The organism is Streptomyces sp. NBC_00335 (assembly GCF_036127095.1).
Taxonomy (GTDB): Bacteria; Actinomycetota; Actinomycetes; order Streptomycetales; family Streptomycetaceae; genus Streptomyces.
This window is the reverse complement of sequence record NZ_CP108006.1, coordinates 2,213,269-2,233,200: the sequence shown is the minus strand read 5'-3', so window position 1 is coordinate 2,233,200 and position 19,932 is coordinate 2,213,269. Positions and strand designations below refer to the sequence as shown.

Genomic DNA, 19,932 nt, shown 5'->3' with positions numbered 1-19,932 from the left:
TGTGGCCGCCGCCCCTTCCCCCGCCCTCACCACGTGGCCGCCACTGCTCGCTCCAGCCGACAGTGCCCCCGGGCCCGCCGCTGCTCCGGCCGTGTCCGCCGCCCTTTCCCCAGCCCCCAACGCCTGGCCGCCGTTGGCCGGTGCCGTGGCATGGTCCGGGGTGTCGGCTACCGGTGAAGCCTCCGGCAGCGCGGCTTCGGGGCCGGCTTCCGGCGCTGCGGCCGACGCTGGTCCGGCTGGCAGGGCAGGGGGTCTGCCGGCCGAGGGTTCCGCGGAGGCCCGGGGAGCATCGCCCGGCTCCGGCTCGGCGGCCGACCCGGCTCCGCCCGGCCCGGAACGTTCGGACGGGCGGCCCCCGGGGGCGCAGGGCAAGGCCGTGCCGAAGGGGCCCTCCGCGGCGGCCCCTTCGGCCACCGGTGCTACCGGCGTACCCCTCGCCACCCAGGACGGGACGGCCCCGCGAACCGGTGCAGCGGAACCGGGGGAGCGGCGGGCCCCAGCGCCTGCATCGCCGGGGGACGGCTTCACTGGTGCTGACGGTGCTGACGGTGCGTTCCCGGGCATGCCTGCCGCGGGCATGCCCTGGCCGGCGACCGAGCCCCAGGCACCCGCCGCGGTGCCGCGGCAGAAGGACGGCGCCGTCCGACCCCGCGCGGGAGCCGCGGACCCGTTGGACCACCCCGACCCCAGGGTCGCCGCCGAGGCGGCCTCGGTGGAGAACCTGCTGCGCTGCTGGGTCCGCGAGACCGGACTCGAACAGCCCGTCGGCCCCGTCCTGCGCATCCCCCTCCCCGCATCCGGCGCCGCCCTGCTCGTCGCCGTCCGCTACTGGTCCCCCGCCGGCTGGCACCGCTTCGGCCCGGCCCGCATCGAAGGCGTCCCCGCCGACGCCCCCGCCGTGGACGCGGTCACCCTCGCGGCGCTGATCTCCCGCGAAGGCGGCGGCCCCGGAACCGGCGCCCACAGCGACGGCACCCACAGCGACGGCGACCCCGGCGGCGCCGACCTCGTCGGCCGGGTCGCCGACTCGGTGCGCCGGACCACCGAGTTCATCACCGACCGCCGCCAACGCCCGTCCGCACCCGCCCCCGTAGCCGCGGACCGGTTCCTCACCGCCGAACAGTCCCTCCTTCTCGGCCACCCGCTGCACCCGACCCCGAAGAGCCGCGAAGGGCTCTCGGAAGCCGAAGTGCGCCGTTACTCACCCGAACTCCACGGCTCCTTCCCCCTGCACTGGGTGGCGGTCGAACCCGCCGCCCTCGCCACCGACTCCGCCTGGACCGAACGAGGCCGCCCGGTCTCCGCCGCCCGCCTGCTGGGCCGCCTCGCCCCCGGCCTTCCCATGCCCGACGGCGCCACCCCCCTTCCCCTTCACCCCTGGCAGGCCCGCGACCTGCTCCAGCGCCCCGCGGTCGCCGCCCTCCGCGACGCGGGACTCCTGCACGACCTGGGCCCGTACGGCGCCCCCTGGTATCCGACCTCCTCCATCCGCACCGTCCACCAGCCCGGTGCCCCCGCGATGCTCAAGCTCTCCCTGGGCCTGCGCATCACCAACTCCCGTCGCGAGAACCTCCGCAAGGAACTCCACCGCGGGATCGAGGTGCACCGACTGCTCCGCACCGGACTCGCCGAGCGGTGGCAGGCCGCCCACCCCGGCTTCGACATCGTCCGCGATCCCGCCTGGGTCGCCGTCGACGCCCCGGACGGCGCACCCGTCCCCGGACTCGACGTCCTGCTGCGTCACAACCCCTTCCGACCGGGCGACGACGCCCTTTGCGTCGCCGCACTCACCGCACCCCGCCCCTGGCCTGGGCGGACCACTATGACCTCCCGCCTCGCCGAGACCGTCTCGCGCCTCGCCGCCACCACCGGGCGGACGACCTCCGCCGTCGCCGCCGAGTGGTTCCTGCGCTACCTAGAACACGTGGTCCTGCCGGTCCTCGCCTTCGACGCGCTCGCCGGCATCGCCCTCGAAGCGCACCAGCAGAACACGCTGGTCCTCCTCGACCCGGCCGGCTGGCCGGTCGGCGGCCGCTACCGCGACAACCAGGGCTACTACTTCCGCGCCTCCCGCCGCGCGGAACTGGAGCGCCGCCTCCCCGGAATCGGCGCCACGAGCGACACCTTCGTCTCCGACGCCGTCACGGACGAACGCTTCGCCTACTACCTCGGCATCAACAACGTGCTCGGTCTCATCGGGGCCTTCGGATCCCAGCGGCTCGCCGACGAACGCGTCCTGCTGGCCGCCTTCCGTCGCTTCCTCGGCAAGGCCACGGGCCTCGGCCCGCTCCCCGAGAAGCTGCTCGACTCGCCCACCCTGCGGTGCAAGGCGAACTTGCTCACCCGCCTCGGAGGCCTGGACGAGCTGGTCGGCCCCGTCGACACCCAGTCCGTCTACGTCACCATCGCCAACCCCCTTCACGATTGACGCGTCAGCACAGAAACGGAGAAGAGCCCCCGATGCCCTCCACCGACTTCCACACCGGCGTGCTCCTCACCGATGTGCTCCACATGGTCACGCCGCGTCTCAGCGCCGAGTCGCTGCCCCAGCTCGCCGAGGCCGATCTCCTTGACTCCCCGGCCGCCTGGGGCGGCATCACGACGCGGTCCGGCGTCTTCCGCCTCGAACCCGTACGACTCGACCGCGACCTGGACCTGCTGACCGGCTGGATGAACGACCCGCAGGTGGACGCCTATTGGGAGCTCGCCGGCCCGGCCGGCGTCACCGCCGCCCACGTATGGGCACAGATGGCCGGAGACAGCCGCAGCATCCCGTGCCTCGGCCTCCTCGACGGCATGCCGATGAGCTACTGGGAGATCTACCGGGCCGACCTCGACCCGCTCTCCGCGTACTACCCGGCGCGCCCCCACGACACGGGTATCCACCTGCTCATCGGAGACGGCACGAACCGTGGCCGAGGTCTGGGCACCGCGCTCCTGCGCGCCGTCGCCGACCTGGTGCTCGACAACCGCCCCCGCTGCATGCGTGTCATCGCCGAACCGGACATCCGCAACACCCCCTCCGTATCAGCCTTCCTGAACTCCGGCTTCCGCTGCCCCACCGAGATCGAACTGCCCGGCAAACGAGCCGCCCTGATGATCCGCGAGCGGGCGCTGCGCAATCTCCTCTGAGTGCCGCCCCCGTGCTTCCCGTACAGCCGGCCCGTTTCCGTACACTCCTTCACTTCCCTTACCTCTCACCTCGAAAACTCTGCGCCACGCAGCAAAGTTCCCGATCCTGAGGAGTCCCGTGCAGATCTTCCCCGCAGCCCCCGACTCCCCGGGCCCCCACTACTCGGACACCGTGCCCCCGTCGCCCCAGCACCCGTGCACACCGCCCGAACTGAACCGTCCGACCTGGGATTTCGCCGCCCGCCGCCTCCTCGCCAAGATGCTCGGCGAGTTCGCGTACGAGGAGATCATCACGCCGGTCCCCGCCCCGGCCGCCTCCGGCGACGCCTGGACGCTGACCCTCGACGACGGCAGCAGCCTCGGCTTCCGGGCCCGCCGTCGCTCGTACGGCAGCTGGCACGTCGCACCCGACACGATCACCCTCACCCCGCAGCCCGCCGCCCCGGGGGCGCCCGACGAATCCGGGTCACCGGCCGCCTTCGGGGACCCGTACGCCTTCCTCATCCGCGCGCGCACGCTCCTCGGCCTCGACGGCGCCACCCTCGGCCACCTCGTCCGCGAGCTCAGTGCCACGCTCGCCGCCGATGCCCGCATCGATCACACCGCGCTCACCGCGGACGTCCTCGCCGACCTGGACTACGCGGCCCTCGAAGGCCATCAGACCGGTCACCCCTGGCTCGTCCTCAACAAGGGGCGGATCGGACTCTCCGCCTCCGACACCGCCGCCTGGGCGCCCGAGGCCCGCACCGCCCAGCGCCTGCCCTGGCTCGCCGCGCACACCTCCCTCGCGCAGTACCGCGGCACCGCCGGCCTGGAGGACCCGGCCCGCCTCTACTCCGCCGAGCTCGACCCCGTCACCCGCGCCCTCTTCGACCGGACCCTGCGCGAGCGCGGCCTCGACCCGCTCGGCTACCTCTACCTCCCCGTCCACCCCTGGCAGTGGGACGAGGTCCTCCTGCCCCTCTTCGCCCCCGCCCTCGCCGCCGGAACCCTGGTCCCGCTCCCCGCCGACCCCGACCTCCGCCTCCCCCAGCAGTCGATCCGCACCTTCCTCAACCTCACCCGCCCCGACCGCCACAGCGTCAAACTGCCGCTCTCCGTCCTCAACACGATGGTCTGGCGCGGCCTGCCCTCGGACCTGGCCCTCGCGGCGCCCGCCGTCACCGCCTGGATCCACTCCCTGCGCGACGGCGACCCCTTCCTCCGCGAGGAATGCGGGGTGATCCTCCTCGGCGAGGTCGCCTCCGTCACGGTCCGCCACCCCGTCTACGACGCGCTGCCCGAAGTCCCGTACCAGTACAAGGAGCTCCTCGGTGCGATCTGGCGCGAGCCGCTGACCGGACACCTCGCCCCCGGCGAGCGGGCCCGCACCCTCTCCTCTCTCCTGCACACCGATCCCCGCGGCCGGTCCTTCACCGCCGAGCTCGTCGCCCGCTCCGGCCTGACACCGACGGTGTGGCTCCAGCGGCTCTTCGCCGCCCTGCTGCCCCCGCTGCTCCGCTTCCTCTACCGCTACGGCACGGTCTTCTCCCCGCACGGCGAGAACGCCGTCGTGATCTTCGACGAGCACGACGTCCCGGTCCGGCTCGCGGTCAAGGACTTCGTGGACGATGTCAACATCAGCGCCGAACCGCTGCCCGAGCTGGCGTCCATGCCCGACGAGGTCCGTGCGGTCCTGCTCACCGAGCCCGCGGACTTCCTTCCCCAGTTCATCCACTCCGGGCTCTTCGTCGGCGTCTTCCGCTACCTCTCCGCCCTCTGCGAGGACCGGCTCGGCGTTCCGGAGGACACGTTCTGGTCCCTCGTCCGGGCGGAGATCCTCCGCCACCAGGCCCGTTTCCCGGAGCTCAAGGAGCGCTACGAGCTCTTCGACCTCCTCGGTGAACGCATCATGAGGCTCTGCCTGAACAGGAACCGTCTCTACGAGGACGGCTACCGCGACCGGCCCGACCGCCCGCACGCCGTGCGGTTCGGGACCGTGCCGAACCCCCTCCACCGGTCATGACCGCTCGCCGGTGCGGCCACTGTCGGCGGGGCCCCGTAGGGTTGGCACTGCTATGACGAAGCCCTCCCTCCCCGACCTGCTGCACGCCGCCGTCTCCGCCGTCGGCGGCACGGAGCGCCCCGGCCAGGTGGCCATGGCCGAAGCCGTCGCCGAAGCGATCGACGACAACTCCCACCGCCTCATCCAGGCCGGTACCGGTACCGGTAAGTCCCTGGGCTACCTGGTGCCGGCCCTCGCGCACGGCGAGCGCGTGGTCGTGGCCACGGCGACGCTGGCCCTCCAGCGCCAGCTCGTCGAGCGCGACCTGCCCCGGACGGTGGAGGCGCTGCATCCCCAGCTCCGCCGCCGCCCGCAGTTCGCCATGCTCAAGGGCCGCTCCAACTACCTGTGCCTGCACCGTCTGCACGAGGGCGCCCCGCAGGACGAGGAGGAGGGCCTCTTCGACCAGTTCGAGGCGGCCACCCCGACCAGCAAGCTCGGCCAGGACCTGCTGCGGCTGCGCGACTGGGCGGACGAGACCGAGACGGGCGACCGCGACGACCTCACCCCGGGCGTCTCCGACAAGGCCTGGGCGCAGATCTCCGTCTCCTCCCGCGAATGCCTGGGCGCCACGAAGTGCGCGTACGGCGCCGAGTGCTTCGCCGAGGCCGCCCGCGAGCGGGCCAAGCTCGCGGACGTGGTCGTCACCAACCACGCACTCCTCGCCATCGACGCGATCGAGGGCGCCCCGGTGCTCCCGCAGCACGAGGTGCTGATCGTCGACGAGGCCCACGAGCTGGTGTCCCGGGTGACCGGGGTCGCCACGGGAGAGCTCACCCCGGGCCAGGTCAACCGTGCCGTGAAGCGTGCGGCGAAGCTGGTCGACGAGAAGACCGCCGACTCCCTGCAGACCGCGTCCGAGACCTTCGAGCGGGTCATGGAGCTGGCCCTCCCCGGCAGGCTGGAGGAGATCCCCGAGGACCTCGGCTATGCGCTGATGGCCCTGCGGGACGCCTCGCGCAGCGTGATCTCGGCGATCGGCACCACGCGCGACAAGTCCGTCCACGACGAGGACGCCGTCCGCAAGCAGGCGCTCGCCGCGGTGGAGAGCGTGCACGGGGTGGCGGAGCGGATCGTGGCCGGCTCCGAGTACGACGTGGTCTGGTACGAACGCCACGACCGCTTCGGCGCCACCCTCCGGGTCGCCCCCCTCTCGGTGTCCGGCCTGCTGCGCGAAAAGCTGTTCGCGGACCGCTCGGTGGTCCTGACCTCCGCGACCCTCAAGCTCGGCGGCGATTTCAACGGGGTCGCGGCCTCGATGGGCCTGTCCCCGGAGGGCGTCGAGGGGGAGGACGTCCCGCAGTGGAAGGGGCTCGACGTCGGTTCGCCCTTCGACTATCCCAAGCAGGGCATCCTCTACGTCGCCAAGCACCTGGCCACCCCCGGCCGCGAGGGCACCCGTGGCGACATGATGGACGAGCTCGCGGAGCTGATCGAGGCGGCGGGCGGCCGCACCCTCGGACTGTTCTCCTCCATGCGCGGGGCGAAGGCCGCCGCCGAGGAGCTGCGCGGCCGGCTCGAGAACCCGATCCTGCTCCAGGGCGAGGAGACGCTCGGCGAGCTGATCAAGGCCTTCGCGGCCGACCCGCAGACCTGCCTGTTCGGGACCCTGTCGCTGTGGCAGGGCGTGGACGTGCCCGGGCCCAGCTGTCAGCTGGTGATCATGGACAGGATCCCGTTCCCCCGTCCCGACGACCCGCTGATGAGCGCCCGGCAGAAGGCGGTCGAGGAGCGCGGCGGGAACGGCTTCATGTCCGTCGCGGCGACGCACGCGGCCCTGCTCATGGCCCAGGGCGCGGGCAGGCTCGTACGGGCCACCGGAGACAAGGGTGTCGTGGCGGTCCTGGACCCCCGGCTGGCCACGGCCCGGTACGGGAGCTTCCTGCGGGCGACGCTGCCGGACTTCTGGTACACCACGGACCGCAATCAGGTCCGCCGCTCACTCGCCGCGATCGACGCCGCGGCGAAGGCCGACGAGAAGTAGCCCTCGGAAGTACGCGCAGTAGTTCCCGGAAGGGCGGGACACAAAGCAGCTCCGGGACCGGCGCAGTAGGTCCCGGAGCTGGATGGGGGCGCAGGCGATCAGAGCCGGCGCAGTACGGCCACGACCTTGCCGAGGATGGTGGCCTCGTCGCCGGGGATCGGCTGGTAGGCGGCGTTGTGCGGGAGCAGCCAGACATGGCCGTCCTCGCGCTTGAAACGCTTGACCGTGGCCTCGCCGTCGAGCATGGCGGCGACGATGTCGCCGTTCTCCGCGACGGGCTGGCGACGGACCGTGACCCAGTCGCCGTCACAGATGGCGGCCTCGATCATGGAGTCGCCGACGACCTTGAGGCAGAAGAGCTCTCCGTCGCCCACGAGCTGGCGGGGGAGGGGGAACACGTCCTCCACCGACTCCTCGGCGAGGATCGGGCCACCGGCCGCGATCCGGCCGACCAGGGGCACGTACGAGGCGGCGGGCTTGCCCGTGGTGTCCGTGGGCTGCGAGCTGGGCTGGTCGGAGCCGCGCACCTCGTACGCCCGGGGGCGGTGGGGGTCGCGGCGCAGGAAGCCCTTGCGCTCCAGGGCCATCAGCTGGTGCGCGACCGACGAGGTGCTGGACAGGCCGACCGCCTGGCCGATCTCCCGCATCGACGGCGGGTAGCCGCGCCGCTGCACCGAGTCGCGAATGACCTCGATGACCCTCCGCTGCCGGTCCGTGAGCCCGGAGCTGTCGGCGCGGATGCCTGGAGGCCGCCCTGGCAGCGAGCGTGCGGGGCGTACGGGCTCCGCCTCCGGGTTCAGACTTGCGTCATTCATGGCATGCACCGGCTCAAGTCGGCTCTGGGAGCGGTTCTGGGCAGTGATGGTGGCACTGTCTGCGGTGGTGGTCACGTCGTCGGCCCCTCTCGAAATGTTCTCCCTAGCTGGACAACGGTAGTTGCTTTCGAAAGGTTGCGCCAAACACACGTTCGAGTGAAAAATCGGAGATCACCCATCGTGTTCACTTCGTGAGGTGTATATGCCGCCGGCGGGCCGTCCGGACCGAACGGGGGTTCGGCTGCGGAGCCACTGCTTACGGTACCCTTCCGGGTCGGGTCGCCACCGTCCGGGTCTGCGCCCAGTGTGGCACCGCGAGGCCTGTCATCCGGCCATCGGACGCGGCGACACGCGGAGCGGTGTAAATCCACCACAACCCAAGATCTAGTGGTTGGATGAGCGCTGCCACCCAGAAGTTGTGGTCCTCGGTCTGCCGGGGCCCCCGACATCGCATATGCTTGTGGCTGCTTCGAGAGCCTCCGACAGAGCTTCGTCTCTGCCGTTCTGGGGTCTCACGAGGTGATTCAGTCGTGCCAAGAGGAGGGTGAGGGAACCATGCACTGCCCCTTCTGCAGGCACCCCGACAGCCGTGTCGTCGACAGTCGGACCACCGACGACGGCACGTCGATCCGCCGGCGCCGCCAGTGCCCCGACTGCTCCCGTCGCTTCACGACGGTGGAGACGGCCTCGCTGATGGTGATCAAGCGCAGTGGGGTGACCGAACCCTTCAGCCGCACCAAGGTCATCTCCGGCGTGCGCAAGGCGTGCCAGGGGCGGCCGGTCACCGAGGACGCCCTCGCCAAACTCGGCCAGCGGGTCGAGGAGGCGCTGCGCGCCACCGGGAGCGCCGAGCTGACCACCCACGACGTGGGTCTGGCCATACTCGGCCCGTTGCAGGACCTCGATCTGGTCGCGTACCTCCGGTTCGCGTCCGTTTACAAGGCGTTCGACACACTCGAAGACTTCGAGACCGCCATCGCGGAACTCCGCGTGCCGCGGCCTCACGAAGAGTGCGAGCCCGGTGGGACCGCTCCGGTCCCCGTGCCCGCCTCCGCCGCCGACTGACCGGCCTGCCCGTTCCCCGTCGCATGAGCGTCGCGGAACGGCCGGTGGGTCTGGCGAAGAAGACGTAGATACAAGACACACAGCACCGTGCCGCGGAATAGCGCTGGCACTTTAGGGCGTTTTGCCCGCATTGGGAGGAACGGCATGACAGAGACGGCGAGCAGCTCGGCACGAGGTTCCCGCGCCAAGGGCACCAAGACTGCCAAGAGCGGCCTGCGTATCGAGCGCATCCACACCACCCCGGGCGTGCACCCGTACGACGAGGTGACCTGGGCGCGCCGCGACGTCGTCATGACCAACTGGCGCGACGGCTCGGTCAACTTCGAGCAGTACGGCGTCGAGTTCCCCGACTTCTGGTCGGTGAACGCGGTCAACATCGTCACCAGCAAGTACTTCCGCGGTGCGGTCGGCAGCCCGCAGCGCGAGACCGGTCTGCGGCAGCTCATCGACCGGATCGTGAAGACGTACACGAAGGCCGGCGAGGACTTCGACTACTTCACGTCGCCCGCCGACGCGGAGATCTTCGAGCACGAGCTGACCTACGCGCTCCTGCACCAGATCTTCAGCTTCAACTCGCCGGTGTGGTTCAACGTCGGCACGCCCCAGCCGCAGCAGGTCTCCGCCTGCTTCATCCTGGCCGTCGACGACTCCATGGAGTCGATCCTCGACTGGTACAAGGAAGAGGGCATGATCTTCAAGGGCGGCTCCGGCGCCGGCCTGAACCTCTCCCGCATCCGCTCCTCCAAGGAGCTCCTCTCCTCCGGCGGCAACGCCTCCGGTCCGGTCTCCTTCATGCGCGGCGCCGACGCGTCCGCCGGAACGATCAAGTCGGGCGGCGCCACCCGCCGCGCGGCCAAGATGGTCGTCCTGGACGTGGACCACCCGGACGTCGAGGACTTCATCGCGACCAAGGTGAAGGAAGAGGAGAAGATCCGCGCCCTGCGCGACGCGGGCTTCGACATGGACCTGGGCGGCGACGACATCACGTCCGTCCAGTACCAGAACGCCAACAACTCCGTCCGCGTGAACGACGAGTTCATGACGGCCGTCGAGAACGGCACCGAGTTCGGCCTGCGCGCTCGCATGACCGGCGAGGTCATCGAGACGGTCGACGCCAAGTCGCTCTTCCGCAAGCTCGCCGAGGCCGCGTGGGCCTGTGCCGACCCGGGCATCCAGTACGACGGTGTGATCAACAACTGGCACACCTGCCCCGAGTCCGGCCGCATCACCGCGTCCAACCCGTGCAGCGAGTACATGCACCTGGACAACACGTCCTGCAACCTCGCCTCGCTGAACCTGATGAAGTTCCTCGACGACGACGGCAAGGGCAACCAGTCCTTCGACGCCGAGCGCTTCTCCAAGGTCGTCGAGCTCGTCATCACCGCGATGGACATCTCCATCTGCTTCGCGGACTTCCCGACGCAGAAGATCGGCGAGAACACCCGCGCCTTCCGCCAGCTGGGCATCGGCTACGCCAACCTCGGCGCCCTGCTGATGGCCACGGGCCACGCGTACGACTCCGACGGCGGCCGCACCCTCGCCGCGTCGATCACCTCGCTGATGACCGGTACCGCGTACAAGCGCTCCGCCGAGCTGGCCGCGATTGTCGGCCCGTACGACGGCTACGCCCGCAACGCCGAGTCGCACAAGCGCGTCATGAAGCAGCACGCCGACGCCAACGCCGTCGCGCCGCGCACCGAGGACCTGGACAGCATCATCTGGGCCGCGGCCACCGAGGCCTGGCAGGACGTGATCCGCCTCGGCGAGAAGAACGGCTTCCGCAACTCGCAGGCCTCCGTCCTCGCGCCGACCGGCACCATCGGTCTCGCGATGTCCTGTGACACCACCGGTGTCGAGCCGGACCTGGCCCTGGTCAAGTTCAAGAAGCTCGTCGGCGGCGGCTCGATGCAGATCGTCAACGGCACCGTGCCGCAGGCCCTGCGCCGCATGGGCTACCAGGAAGAGCAGATCGAGGCGATCGTCGCCCACATCGCCGAGCACGGCGTGGTCGTCGACGCCCCGGGCCTGAAGCAGGAGCACTACTCGGTCTTCGACTGCGCGATGGGCGAGCGTTCCATCTCCGCGATGGGCCACGTGCGCATGATGGCCGCGATCCAGCCCTGGATCTCCGGCGCGATCTCGAAGACGGTCAACATGCCGGAGACGGCGACCGTCGAGGAGATCGAGGAGATCTACTTCGAGGCGTGGAAGCTGGGCGTCAAGGCGCTCGCGATCTACCGCGACAACTGCAAGGTCGGCCAGCCCCTCTCCGCGAAGAAGAAGGAAGAGGAGAAGGAGGAGGTCACCGCCAAGGCGGAGGACACCATCCGGACGGCCGTCGAGAAGGTCATCGAGTACCGCCCGGTCCGCAAGCGCCTCCCGAAGGGCCGCCCGGGGATCACCACCTCCTTCACGGTCGGTGGCGCCGAGGGCTACATGACGGCGAACTCCTACCCGGACGACGGTCTCGGCGAGGTCTTCCTGAAGATGTCCAAGCAGGGTTCTACCCTCGCGGGCATGATGGACGCCTTCTCGATCGCCGTCTCGGTCGGTCTGCAGTACGGCGTCCCGCTGGAGACGTACGTCGCGAAGTTCACGAACATGCGCTTCGAGCCGGCCGGCATGACGGACGACCCGGACGTGCGGATGGCGCAGTCGATCGTCGACTACATCTTCCGTCGCGTGGCGCTCGACTTCCTGCCCTTCGAGACCCGCTCGGCCCTCGGCATCCACTCCGCCGAGGAGCGTCAGCGCCACCTGGACACCGGTTCCTACGAGCCCCTCGACGAGGAGCTCGACACGGAGTCCCTGACGCAGGCGGCCCCGGTCGCCGCGGTCCAGACCGTGCCGGCCGTCCCGGCCGTCAAGCCGGTCGCGCTCGCCCCGGTCCCGGCCCCCAAGACGGCGCACTCCAACGCCGAACTGGTCGAGATGCAGCTCGGCGTCTCCGCCGACGCCCCGCTCTGCTTCTCCTGCGGTACGAAGATGCAGCGCGCCGGCTCCTGCTACATCTGCGAGGGCTGCGGCTCCACCAGCGGCTGCAGCTGACGAGCTCGAACGCTGCTGAGTCGCTGAGCAGCTGAGGAAGCGGGGACCGGCCTGGGGCCGGTCCCCGCTTTCGCGTCCGCGCTCAGTGGGGGAAGGTCCGGGCCGGGCGGGTGATCACCTCGTCGCGGAAGGCCGCGATGCGTGAGGAGACCTGGCGCATGAGGTGGGTGTCCTCGATCCGGTCGAGGTAGAGGCAGCGGGCGGCCAGGCCGGTCAGCTCGAAGGCGAAGCACAGGGACATCAGCGGGTTCACGAACAGCTCGCTGCCGCGGGTCCGGTCGGTGAAGCGGACGTCCCCGAAGGAGCCGCGGACCGCTGCCGCGATGGAACCGTTCACGATGCTCGGGTGTTCCGGGGTGCGGTCCTGCGCGTGGGCCACGGCGTCGAGGTACAGCGCGCCCTCGCGGGTGGCCCGGGGTATCGAGAACGCGCCGAGGTGGGCCCCGTCCCGCTCCAGTGCCGCGATGTTCTCCAGGACCAGCGCGTGGTTCACGCCGTGGTACGCGTCGACGCCGAAGCCGACCGAGACGACGAGACGCTCCGGTACGTCGTCCAGCGCGGCCAGTGCCGCCACGCTGGTCAGGTCCTCCTCCGGCGTGCCGAGCCCGGCCTCGTCGCCCCGCATCAGGATGTCGGTGCCCCCGTCGACCAGGACCACCGCGTCGATCCGGTGCAGGTCGATCAGTGCCCGGTAGGCGGCCCGCAGCGGTTGCACGCCGACCTGCGGGAAGGCGTACACGGTGGACGGGTACCCGTGCAGTTTCAGCCACTGGGCCAGGGTGCGTTCGGGGAAGTAGCTCTGGTGCGGCGCGGAGTCCGGGGTGATCGCGGCGAGATCCGGGGCCAGCCAGTCGTCCGTCGGGAGCCCAGCGAGCGCACTGAAGGAGAGGTTCGCGAGGTGAACCTCCTTGCCCTGGTGCAGGAGGGAGAGGGCGATCGGCAGGCCGGCGTAGACGTCGAAGCCGCCTCCGGCGCCGGTGACGAGGATCCGCTCGGCCGAAGCCAGGCGGGCGAAGAGCGGGTTGGTGTGCAGCGCGGTCATGATGGCCATGGTGCGGGGTGCCATGACAGGGCGCCCCTGAATATCGCGATGCGTCGAGCGATGCGTCGGGCGGGGAGTCGTGGGAGTCGTGGAAACCATGTGGAGCGGTGACGAGCTGGACCTGGACGCCTATCTCGCGAGGATCGGCTGGGATGGTGGGGAACTCCGCTCGGACCTCGGGACGTTGAAGGCGGTACACCGGGCGCACACCGGTGCGATCACCTTCGAAAGCCTGGACGTGCTGTTCGGCCGCCCCGTCGGGCTGGACGTCAAGACGGTCGAGGGCAAGATCGTGCACGAGCGCCGCGGCGGCTACTGCTACGAGCAGAACACCCTGCTGGCCGCCGCCCTGGAGCGGATCGGTTTCGCGGTCTCCGGACGCGGCGCCCGCAACCGCTCCCGGGGGGACGCCCTGACCGCGGTGACGCACGCCGTCCTCGTCGTCACCGTCGAGGGGGAACCGTGGCTCTGCGACGCCGGGTTCGGCTGGCAGGGCCCGCGCGAGCCCGTCCCGCTGGCGTGCCCCGGCGCCGAAGTGCGGCAGGGGGAATGGGCGTTCCGCGTCCGGGAGGAGGCGGACGGGGTCCTCGTGCTCTGCGCATGGCGTGAGGGCGTGTGGCGCGACCTGTACGCCTTCGCACCGCAGCCCTACCACCCCGTCGACTACGTGGTGCTGAACCACTACAGCTCCTCGCACCCCCGCTCCGCCTTCCTCGCCCGGGCCATCGTCCAGTACCCGGGCGAACAAGCCCGGGTGGCCCTCGTGGGGCGGGAGCTCTCCAGGCTGCTGCCCGACGGGCGGATGGAGCGGCGTGAGGTGCCGGCCGGAGAACTGCTCGCCCTGCTCGGCCGGGAGTTCGGGCTTCGGCTGTCCGAGCGGGACGCGGAGGAACTCCTTCGGTTGTACCGCGCCGAGGACTGACCCGGGCCCCGCCGGGACCGTACGATGGCGCAGTGCTGGTCAAGTGGATTCGCTGCACGGTGACGGACCGACGCGGGTTCGAGCGCGGGCAGCGCAAATGGGCGGGACTGCCGGGGGAACCGGGATTCCGGGGGCAGGGCGGCGGCTGGAGCCGGGGCCGGCAGGGGGTGGCGCACGTCTTCACGTTCTGGGAGAGCCGTTCCTTCTACGACTCCTTCATGGCGCGCTCGCACGACCGGTTGGCCGCGTCACAGAACGGCACCTACACCGACGCGCGGGTCACGCTCTTCGACCACCGCTTCGACGTGAAGACCGGCTTCGAGCCGCGGTTCACCGACGCCGACGTCGTCAGGGTCGCCCACACCCGGGTGCGGGAGGGGCGCGTGGACCATTTCGCGCTCATGCAGGAGAAGGTCTGGAACCCGGCCATGGCGGGCTCGCCCGGCATGGTCCGGGGCCTCTTCGGCGAGGCTCCGGGCCGTGAGTTCCTGGTGCTGTCGATGTGGCACGCGGCGGCGGAACACGGCAAGTACCGGCAGGAGCGCGTCGAGCGGCTGTCGCTGCGCGCCCAGATCCAGGCCGACGTGGAGGCCCTCACCGGGGACGTCGTCGACCTCGAACCCTCCTGGACGGTCTGACCGTACGCCGTGGGCGGCCGCGCCGGAGAGCTGACGGCAGGGCCGCCACCGGGGCCGTACGGCGTGCCCGGTCCCCGCGCCCGCCGATGGCCGAATAGGGTCGTGGGATGGTACGACCACGGCGCATCGTCCTTGTCCGGCACGGGGAATCGGAGGGCAATGCCGATGACACGGTGTACGAGCGGGAGCCCGACCACGCCCTCCGGCTGACCCCCACCGGTCGCGAGCAGGCCGCGGAGGCCGGCGGACGCCTGCGCGAGCTCTTCGGGGACGAGCACGTCAGCGCGTACGTCTCCCCGTACCGCCGGACCCTGCAGACCTTCCGGGAGTTGCGCCTGGACCCGACGCGCGTGCGGATGCGCGAGGAGCCGAGGCTGCGCGAGCAGGACTGGGGGAACTGGCAGGAGCGGGAGGACGTACGGCTGCAGAAGGCCTACCGGGACGCGTACGGCCACTTCTTCTACCGCTTCGCGCAGGGGGAGTCTGGCGCCGACGTGTACGACCGGGTCGGGGCCTTCCTGGAGAGCCTCTACCGCAGTTTCGAGGCCCCGGACCATCCCGAGAACGTGCTGCTCGTGACGCACGGCCTGACGATGAGACTGTTCTGCATGCGCTGGTTCCACTGGTCCGTGGCCGAGTTCGAGGCCCTCTCCAACCCGGGCAACGGCGAATACCGGATGCTCCTGCTGGGTTCCGACGGCCGGTACCGGATGGACCGCCCGTTTGAGCGGTGGACCACACCCGAGCCTTACGACCTGGACGGCTAGAGTGACGCGCGATGACCGCTGACTCCTCTCCCGAAGGGCGCTACGCACGCGCCATGGCCAGCCTCCGAGGGCTGGCCCTGGGCGACGCACTGGGTTCCCAGTACTTCGTCCCCGTGAACTACCCGCTGCTCAAGCGGCGCGAGCTGCCGGCCGGCAGCGATCCGTGGCAGTGGACCGACGACACCGAGATGGCCTGCTCGGTGGTGGCCGTGCTCGCCGGGCACGGCCGGGTGGACCAGGACGCGCTGGCCGCCTCCTTCGCCCACCACCACGATTTCGACCGCGGCTACGGGCCCGCCGTGAACCGGATGCTGCGCCTGGTCCGCGAGGGCGCCGACTGGCGCACGCTCGCCGCGGAACTCTTCAACGGGCAGGGCTCCTGGGGCAACGGCGCGGCCATGCGGGTCGCCCCGCTGGGCGCCTGGTACGCCGACGACCCGGAGCAGGCCACGCACCAGGCGGAGATCTCCGCCTACACCACCCACCAGCACCGTGAAGCGGTGTGCGGCGCGATGGCCGTGGCCGCCGCGGCCGCGCTGGCGGCCGATCCGGCCGGGCCGCCGAAGGCCGCCGACCTGCTGGACGGCGTCATCGCGCTCGTCCCGCGGAGCGCGGTGGGGGCCGGGGTGCGGCGGGCGCGCGACATGCTCGACTACGGCGACGCGACGACCGTCGCCGCCGTACTGGGCTGCGGGCGGCGCACCAGCGCCCACGACACCGTGCCGTTCGCCCTGTGGTCGGCGGCGCGGAGCCTGGACGACTACGAGCGGGCCTTCTGGACCACCGCCCAGGTGGGCGGAGACGTGGACACCACCTGCGCGATCGTCGGCGGAGTGCTGGGCGCGCGCGGGGACGCGGTGCTGCCGCAGGCCTGGCTGGCCCGGACCGAGGCGCTGCCGGCCTGGCTGCCGGAGGCGGACGGGTAGTGGGGTAGTCGGGTAGGGGACGGGGGAGGGGCGGGGCTGGTGGCGGTCCGTGCCGGTTCGTGCCCCTCCGTTTGTCACGGTCCTGCCACAGGCGTCTTTTGATCCTGTTCAAAACTGCATATGACCGGCCTACTCTGTCGGCTTCGCCTCCCCCGCCTGATGGGCGGGGGAGGCCGACAGGGGAGGGGAACCCGATGTCAGCAGAGAACGCCGAGACGGCGGACGAGCCGGGGGCCGCGGGTGCGGGGGCCGACACAAGGGCCGTTCCGGCCGCGCCCACGCCCGCTCCGTCCGCGCCCGCGCCACCCGCGCCGCCCGGCTGGGATCCCAAGGCCTGGCGGGCCCACCAGTTGCGCAAGGAGCGCGCCTCCTCCGGGGCCTGGTCGTTGGCCCCGCTCGCCTGGGCCGAGGCCGCGCGCCCGGCCGCCGTCGGACCCGTACCGGCCGTCGTGCTGGGCGCCGTACTCGCCTCCGGCATCGCCGCTTCCCTGCTCCTCGCCGACGGGCTGGGCCCGGGCCTGCTGCTCGCGGTGGTGCCCGCGCTGCTCGCCGCCTGCGCGGCCGCCCGCGCGGCGGGCCGCACGGTGCGCCCGTGGACCGCGCTCTGGGCGCTCGGCTGCCTCGCGCTGCTCGCCGTGCCCGCGCTGCGCGCCTCCGCCTGGCCGGCCGTGACGGCCCTGCTCGCAGCCCTCCTGACGGGCGCCCTGGCCCTGCACGGCAGCCGCAGCTGGCCCGGCATCCTGCTCGGCCCGGTCGGCCTCCTCGACTCCGCCGTCCTCGGGGTGCGCTGGGTCTGGAGCGGCCTGCGCTCGCGGGGCGAGGGGCGCCGCGAACGCTGGCTGCCGGTGGCGAAGGCCGTCGTGGTGGCGGTGGTCCTGCTGGCGCTCTTCGGCACCCTGTTCGCCTCCGCCGACGCCGCGTTCGCGGACCTGCTGAGCGGGCTGACCCCCGACATCAGCGGCATGGACGGCCCGGTCCGCTTCCTGCTCTTCGCGCTCGGCCTCGTCGTCGCGATCGCCGTCGCCCGGGCCGCCGCCGCCCCCTCCCGCTGGGACCGCATCGAGGTGCGCCCGGGGAAGGCGCGCTCCCGGGTGGAATGGGCCCTGCCGCTCATCGTGCTGAACCTGCTCTTCGCCGCCTTCAACGCCGTCCAGCTCGCCGTCCTCTTCGGCGGCTACCGCAAGGTCCTGGAGGCCACCGGCCTGACCTACGCCGAGTACGCGCGCCAGGGCTTCTGGCAGCTGCTCTGGGCCACCCTGCTCACCCTCGCCGTCATCGCGCTGGCCCTGCGCTGGGCCCCGCGCGACGGCGCCGGAGACCGGCGGCTGGTGCGCGTCGTGCTCGGCACGCTCTGCGTGCTGACCCTCGTCGTCGTCGCCTCGGCGCTCCGGCGCATGGACCTGTACGTGGACGCGTACGGCCTGACCAGGCTGCGGCTGTCGGTCGCCGGCGTGGAGCTGTGGCTCGGGCTGGTCATCGTACTGATCATGGCCGGCGGGCTGTTCGGTGCGCGCTGGCTGCCCCGCGCGGTCGTGGGGAGCGTCGTGGCGGCCGTACTGGCCTTCGGTCTGATGTCCCCGGACGGGGTGATCGCGGAGGGCAACGTCACGCGGTACGAACAGGACGGCAAGATCGACCTGGCCTACTTCCAGTCCCTCTCGGCGGACGCGGTACCGGCCCTGGACCGTCTGCCCGAACCCCGGCGCTCCTGCGCCCTGCGCGGGATCGCCCGGGAGTTGGAGGCGGCGGGCCGCACGCCCTGGTACGCGACGAGCCTGGGGGAGCGCCGGGCCCGGAAGATCCTGAGCGAGCGCGGGGTGAGCGCCTCGTACGAACAGTGCAGGAGCCTGGGGACCTTCGGGAGCCGCGTCGAGTACTAGGCCGGGCACGGCCCAGGAACCTGAGGGGCCCGGCGCGGAAGAGTCCCGCGCCGGGCCCCTCGTACGGGACCGCGTGCTCAGGCGGCCGGACCGGTCTTGGCGGTGGCTCCGTTCAGGGCCTCCAGGTCGCTCGCGCGCACGCGGATCACCAGCAGCGAGGTGAGCAGCGCGATCGCCGCCATGGCCACGGCGGCGATGAAGGCGGCGGCGATGCCCCGGGTGAGGACGAGGTCCCCCCAGGGGTCGGGCAGGCGTCCCGTCTGCAGGAACGCCGCCAGTTGTCCCTGGTCGGCGTGCGCCCGGAAGTCGGGGACCTGTTGGGCGGCCTCGTTGCGGCCGGCGGTGCCGAAGACGGTGACCAGGATGGAGAGTCCGAGCGAGCCGCCGACCTGCTGGCTGGCGTTGAGCAGCCCGGAAGCCGCGCCGGCCTCCTGCGGGGCCACTCCGGAGACGGCGGTCAGGGTGAGGGTGACGAAGTTGAGGCCCATGCCGAAGCCGAACAGCAGCATCGGGCCCAGCACCCCGGAGACGTAGGAGCTGTCGGTCTCGATGAAGGACAGCCAGGCCAGGCCGGCGCCGGTGAGGGCGGATCCGATGACCATGAACGGCTTCGGGCCGAAGCGCGGCAGCAGGCGCTGCGAGAGTCCGGCCGCGGTGATGATGGCGGCCGTGATGGGCAGGAAGCCGATGCCGGAACGGATCGGGGAGAAGCCCAGCACGTTCTGCACGAACTGGACGATGAAGAAGAACATGCCGAACATCGCGGCGGCGAGGCTGAGCATGATCACGTAGGTGCCGGTGCGGTTGCGCGCGGAGAACATGCGCAGCGGGATGATCGGATCGGGGGCCCGGGACTCGACGAGTACGAAGGCCGCGAGCAGCAGCACGGCCACGCCGAACGAGCCGATGGTCAGGCCGTCGCGCCAGCCGTCCTGGGAGGCCCGGATGAACCCGTAGACGAGCGCGGTCATACCGCCCGTGGAGGTGAGCGCTCCGGCGATGTCGAAGCGGCCCGGGTGGCGCTCGGACTCGTTGATGTAGAGCGGGGTCAGGAAGGCGATCAGCAGCCCGATCGGCACGTTGACGAAGAAGACCCAGCGCCAGTCGAGCCACTCGGTGAGCATGCCGCCGGCCAGCAGTCCGATGGCGCCGCCGCCCGCGGAGACGGCGGCGAACACGCCGAAGGCGCGGTTGCGTTCCGGTCCCTCGGCGAAGGTCGTGGTGATCAGGGCGAGGGAGGTCGGCGAGGCGATGGCGCCGCCGACGCCCTGGAGGGCGCGGGCGGCGAGCAACTGCCAGGACTCCTCGGCGAATCCGCCGAGCAGGGAGGCCAGGGTGAAGAGCAGGATGCCGGTCAGGAAGACGCGGCGCCGGCCCAGGATGTCGCCGGCGCGGCCGCCGAGCAGCAGCAGACCGCCGAAGGCGAGCGTGTAGGCGCTGATCACCCAGGACAGGTCGGTGGTGGAGATGGCCAGGTCGGTCTGGATGTGCGGGAGCGCGATGTTCACGATCGTTGCGTCGAGGACGACCATGAGCTGGCAGGCGGCGATGACGGTGAGCGCCACTCCAGGGCGCCCCCCTCGGCGGGCCGCGGCCGGTATTCGGAGTGTGGAGAGCTGAGGAGTTGTCACTGTGGGTCCCCCCAAGTGAAATAGTGAACGCAATCGTT

The 19,932-nt window shown here is 71.5% G+C and carries 14 protein-coding genes; 11 read left to right on the top strand and 3 right to left on the bottom strand.

What is annotated here, in order from left to right; translation table 11 throughout:
- The first annotated feature begins 562 nt into the window (after positions 1–562).
- The 4 genes from OHA37_RS09850 to OHA37_RS09835 all read left to right on the top strand — a co-directional run bounded on the left by OHA37_RS09850 (position 563) and on the right by OHA37_RS09835 (position 7,160).
- Positions 563–2,428, top strand: coding sequence for an IucA/IucC family protein (locus OHA37_RS09850; protein WP_266903959.1), 1,866 nt, complete (start codon positions 563–565; stop codon positions 2,426–2,428).
- A gap of 32 nt (positions 2,429–2,460) precedes the next feature.
- The gene (locus OHA37_RS09845) at positions 2,461–3,132 is read left to right on the top strand and encodes a GNAT family N-acetyltransferase (RefSeq protein ID WP_443046139.1); all 672 of its coding nucleotides are present in this window, start codon (positions 2,461–2,463) and stop codon (positions 3,130–3,132) included.
- A gap of 118 nt (positions 3,133–3,250) precedes the next feature.
- Positions 3,251–5,137, top strand: a complete 1,887-nt coding sequence (locus OHA37_RS09840; protein ID WP_443046138.1) for an IucA/IucC family protein — start codon at positions 3,251–3,253, stop codon at positions 5,135–5,137.
- A gap of 52 nt (positions 5,138–5,189) precedes the next feature.
- Entirely contained in the window at positions 5,190–7,160 is a 1,971-nt protein-coding gene (locus OHA37_RS09835; protein WP_266903958.1) for an ATP-dependent DNA helicase, read from the top strand.
- A 98-nt stretch (positions 7,161–7,258) separates the two neighbouring features.
- Here the strand turns inward: OHA37_RS09835 and lexA are convergent, their stop codons facing one another.
- Complete coding sequence (gene lexA / locus OHA37_RS09830; protein ID WP_243331797.1) at positions 7,259–8,050, bottom strand: transcriptional repressor LexA; 792 nt, start codon at positions 8,048–8,050, stop codon at positions 7,259–7,261.
- 480 nt (positions 8,051–8,530) lie between these two features.
- On the opposite strand from lexA, the gene nrdR reads away from it, so the two are divergent.
- Both nrdR and OHA37_RS09820 read left to right on the top strand, forming a co-directional pair.
- Positions 8,531–9,040, top strand: a complete 510-nt coding sequence (gene nrdR, locus OHA37_RS09825; RefSeq protein ID WP_250748823.1) for a transcriptional regulator NrdR — start codon at positions 8,531–8,533, stop codon at positions 9,038–9,040.
- A gap of 144 nt (positions 9,041–9,184) precedes the next feature.
- Positions 9,185–12,088, top strand: a complete 2,904-nt coding sequence (locus OHA37_RS09820; RefSeq protein WP_266903957.1) for a vitamin B12-dependent ribonucleotide reductase — start codon at positions 9,185–9,187, stop codon at positions 12,086–12,088.
- 82 nt (positions 12,089–12,170) lie between these two features.
- Here OHA37_RS09820 and OHA37_RS09815 read toward each other — a convergent pair whose 3' ends face one another.
- Complete coding sequence (locus tag OHA37_RS09815) at positions 12,171–13,130, bottom strand: DUF1152 domain-containing protein (RefSeq protein WP_266912633.1); 960 nt, start codon at positions 13,128–13,130, stop codon at positions 12,171–12,173.
- A gap of 79 nt (positions 13,131–13,209) precedes the next feature.
- On the opposite strand from OHA37_RS09815, the gene OHA37_RS09810 reads away from it, so the two are divergent.
- The 5 genes from OHA37_RS09810 to OHA37_RS09790 all read left to right on the top strand — a co-directional run bounded on the left by OHA37_RS09810 (position 13,210) and on the right by OHA37_RS09790 (position 18,263).
- Positions 13,210–14,052 (top strand): arylamine N-acetyltransferase family protein, encoded by an 843-nt coding sequence (locus OHA37_RS09810; protein ID WP_323182323.1) that lies wholly within the window; start codon positions 13,210–13,212, stop codon positions 14,050–14,052.
- Positions 14,053–14,084: 32 nt separating this feature from the next.
- Positions 14,085–14,690 carry a YdbC family protein gene (locus OHA37_RS09805; protein WP_250748831.1) on the top strand — a complete coding sequence of 202 codons (606 nt, stop codon included), beginning with the start codon at positions 14,085–14,087 and terminating at the stop codon, positions 14,688–14,690.
- Between the two features lie 107 nt (positions 14,691–14,797).
- Positions 14,798–15,457, top strand: a complete 660-nt coding sequence (locus tag OHA37_RS09800; protein ID WP_266903956.1) for a histidine phosphatase family protein — start codon at positions 14,798–14,800, stop codon at positions 15,455–15,457.
- An 11-nt stretch (positions 15,458–15,468) separates the two neighbouring features.
- On the top strand, positions 15,469–16,383 hold the full coding sequence (locus OHA37_RS09795) for an ADP-ribosylglycohydrolase family protein (RefSeq protein ID WP_266903955.1): 915 nt from the start codon (positions 15,469–15,471) through the stop codon (positions 16,381–16,383).
- Positions 16,384–16,577: 194 nt separating this feature from the next.
- A complete protein-coding gene (locus tag OHA37_RS09790; protein WP_266903954.1) occupies positions 16,578–18,263 on the top strand; it encodes a DUF4153 domain-containing protein in 1,686 nt (561 codons plus the stop codon).
- A 77-nt stretch (positions 18,264–18,340) separates the two neighbouring features.
- On the opposite strand, the gene OHA37_RS09785 is transcribed toward OHA37_RS09790, so the two are convergent.
- Entirely contained in the window at positions 18,341–19,894 is a 1,554-nt protein-coding gene (locus tag OHA37_RS09785; protein ID WP_266903953.1) for an MFS transporter, read from the bottom strand.
- Positions 19,895–19,932: the final 38 nt, after the last annotated feature.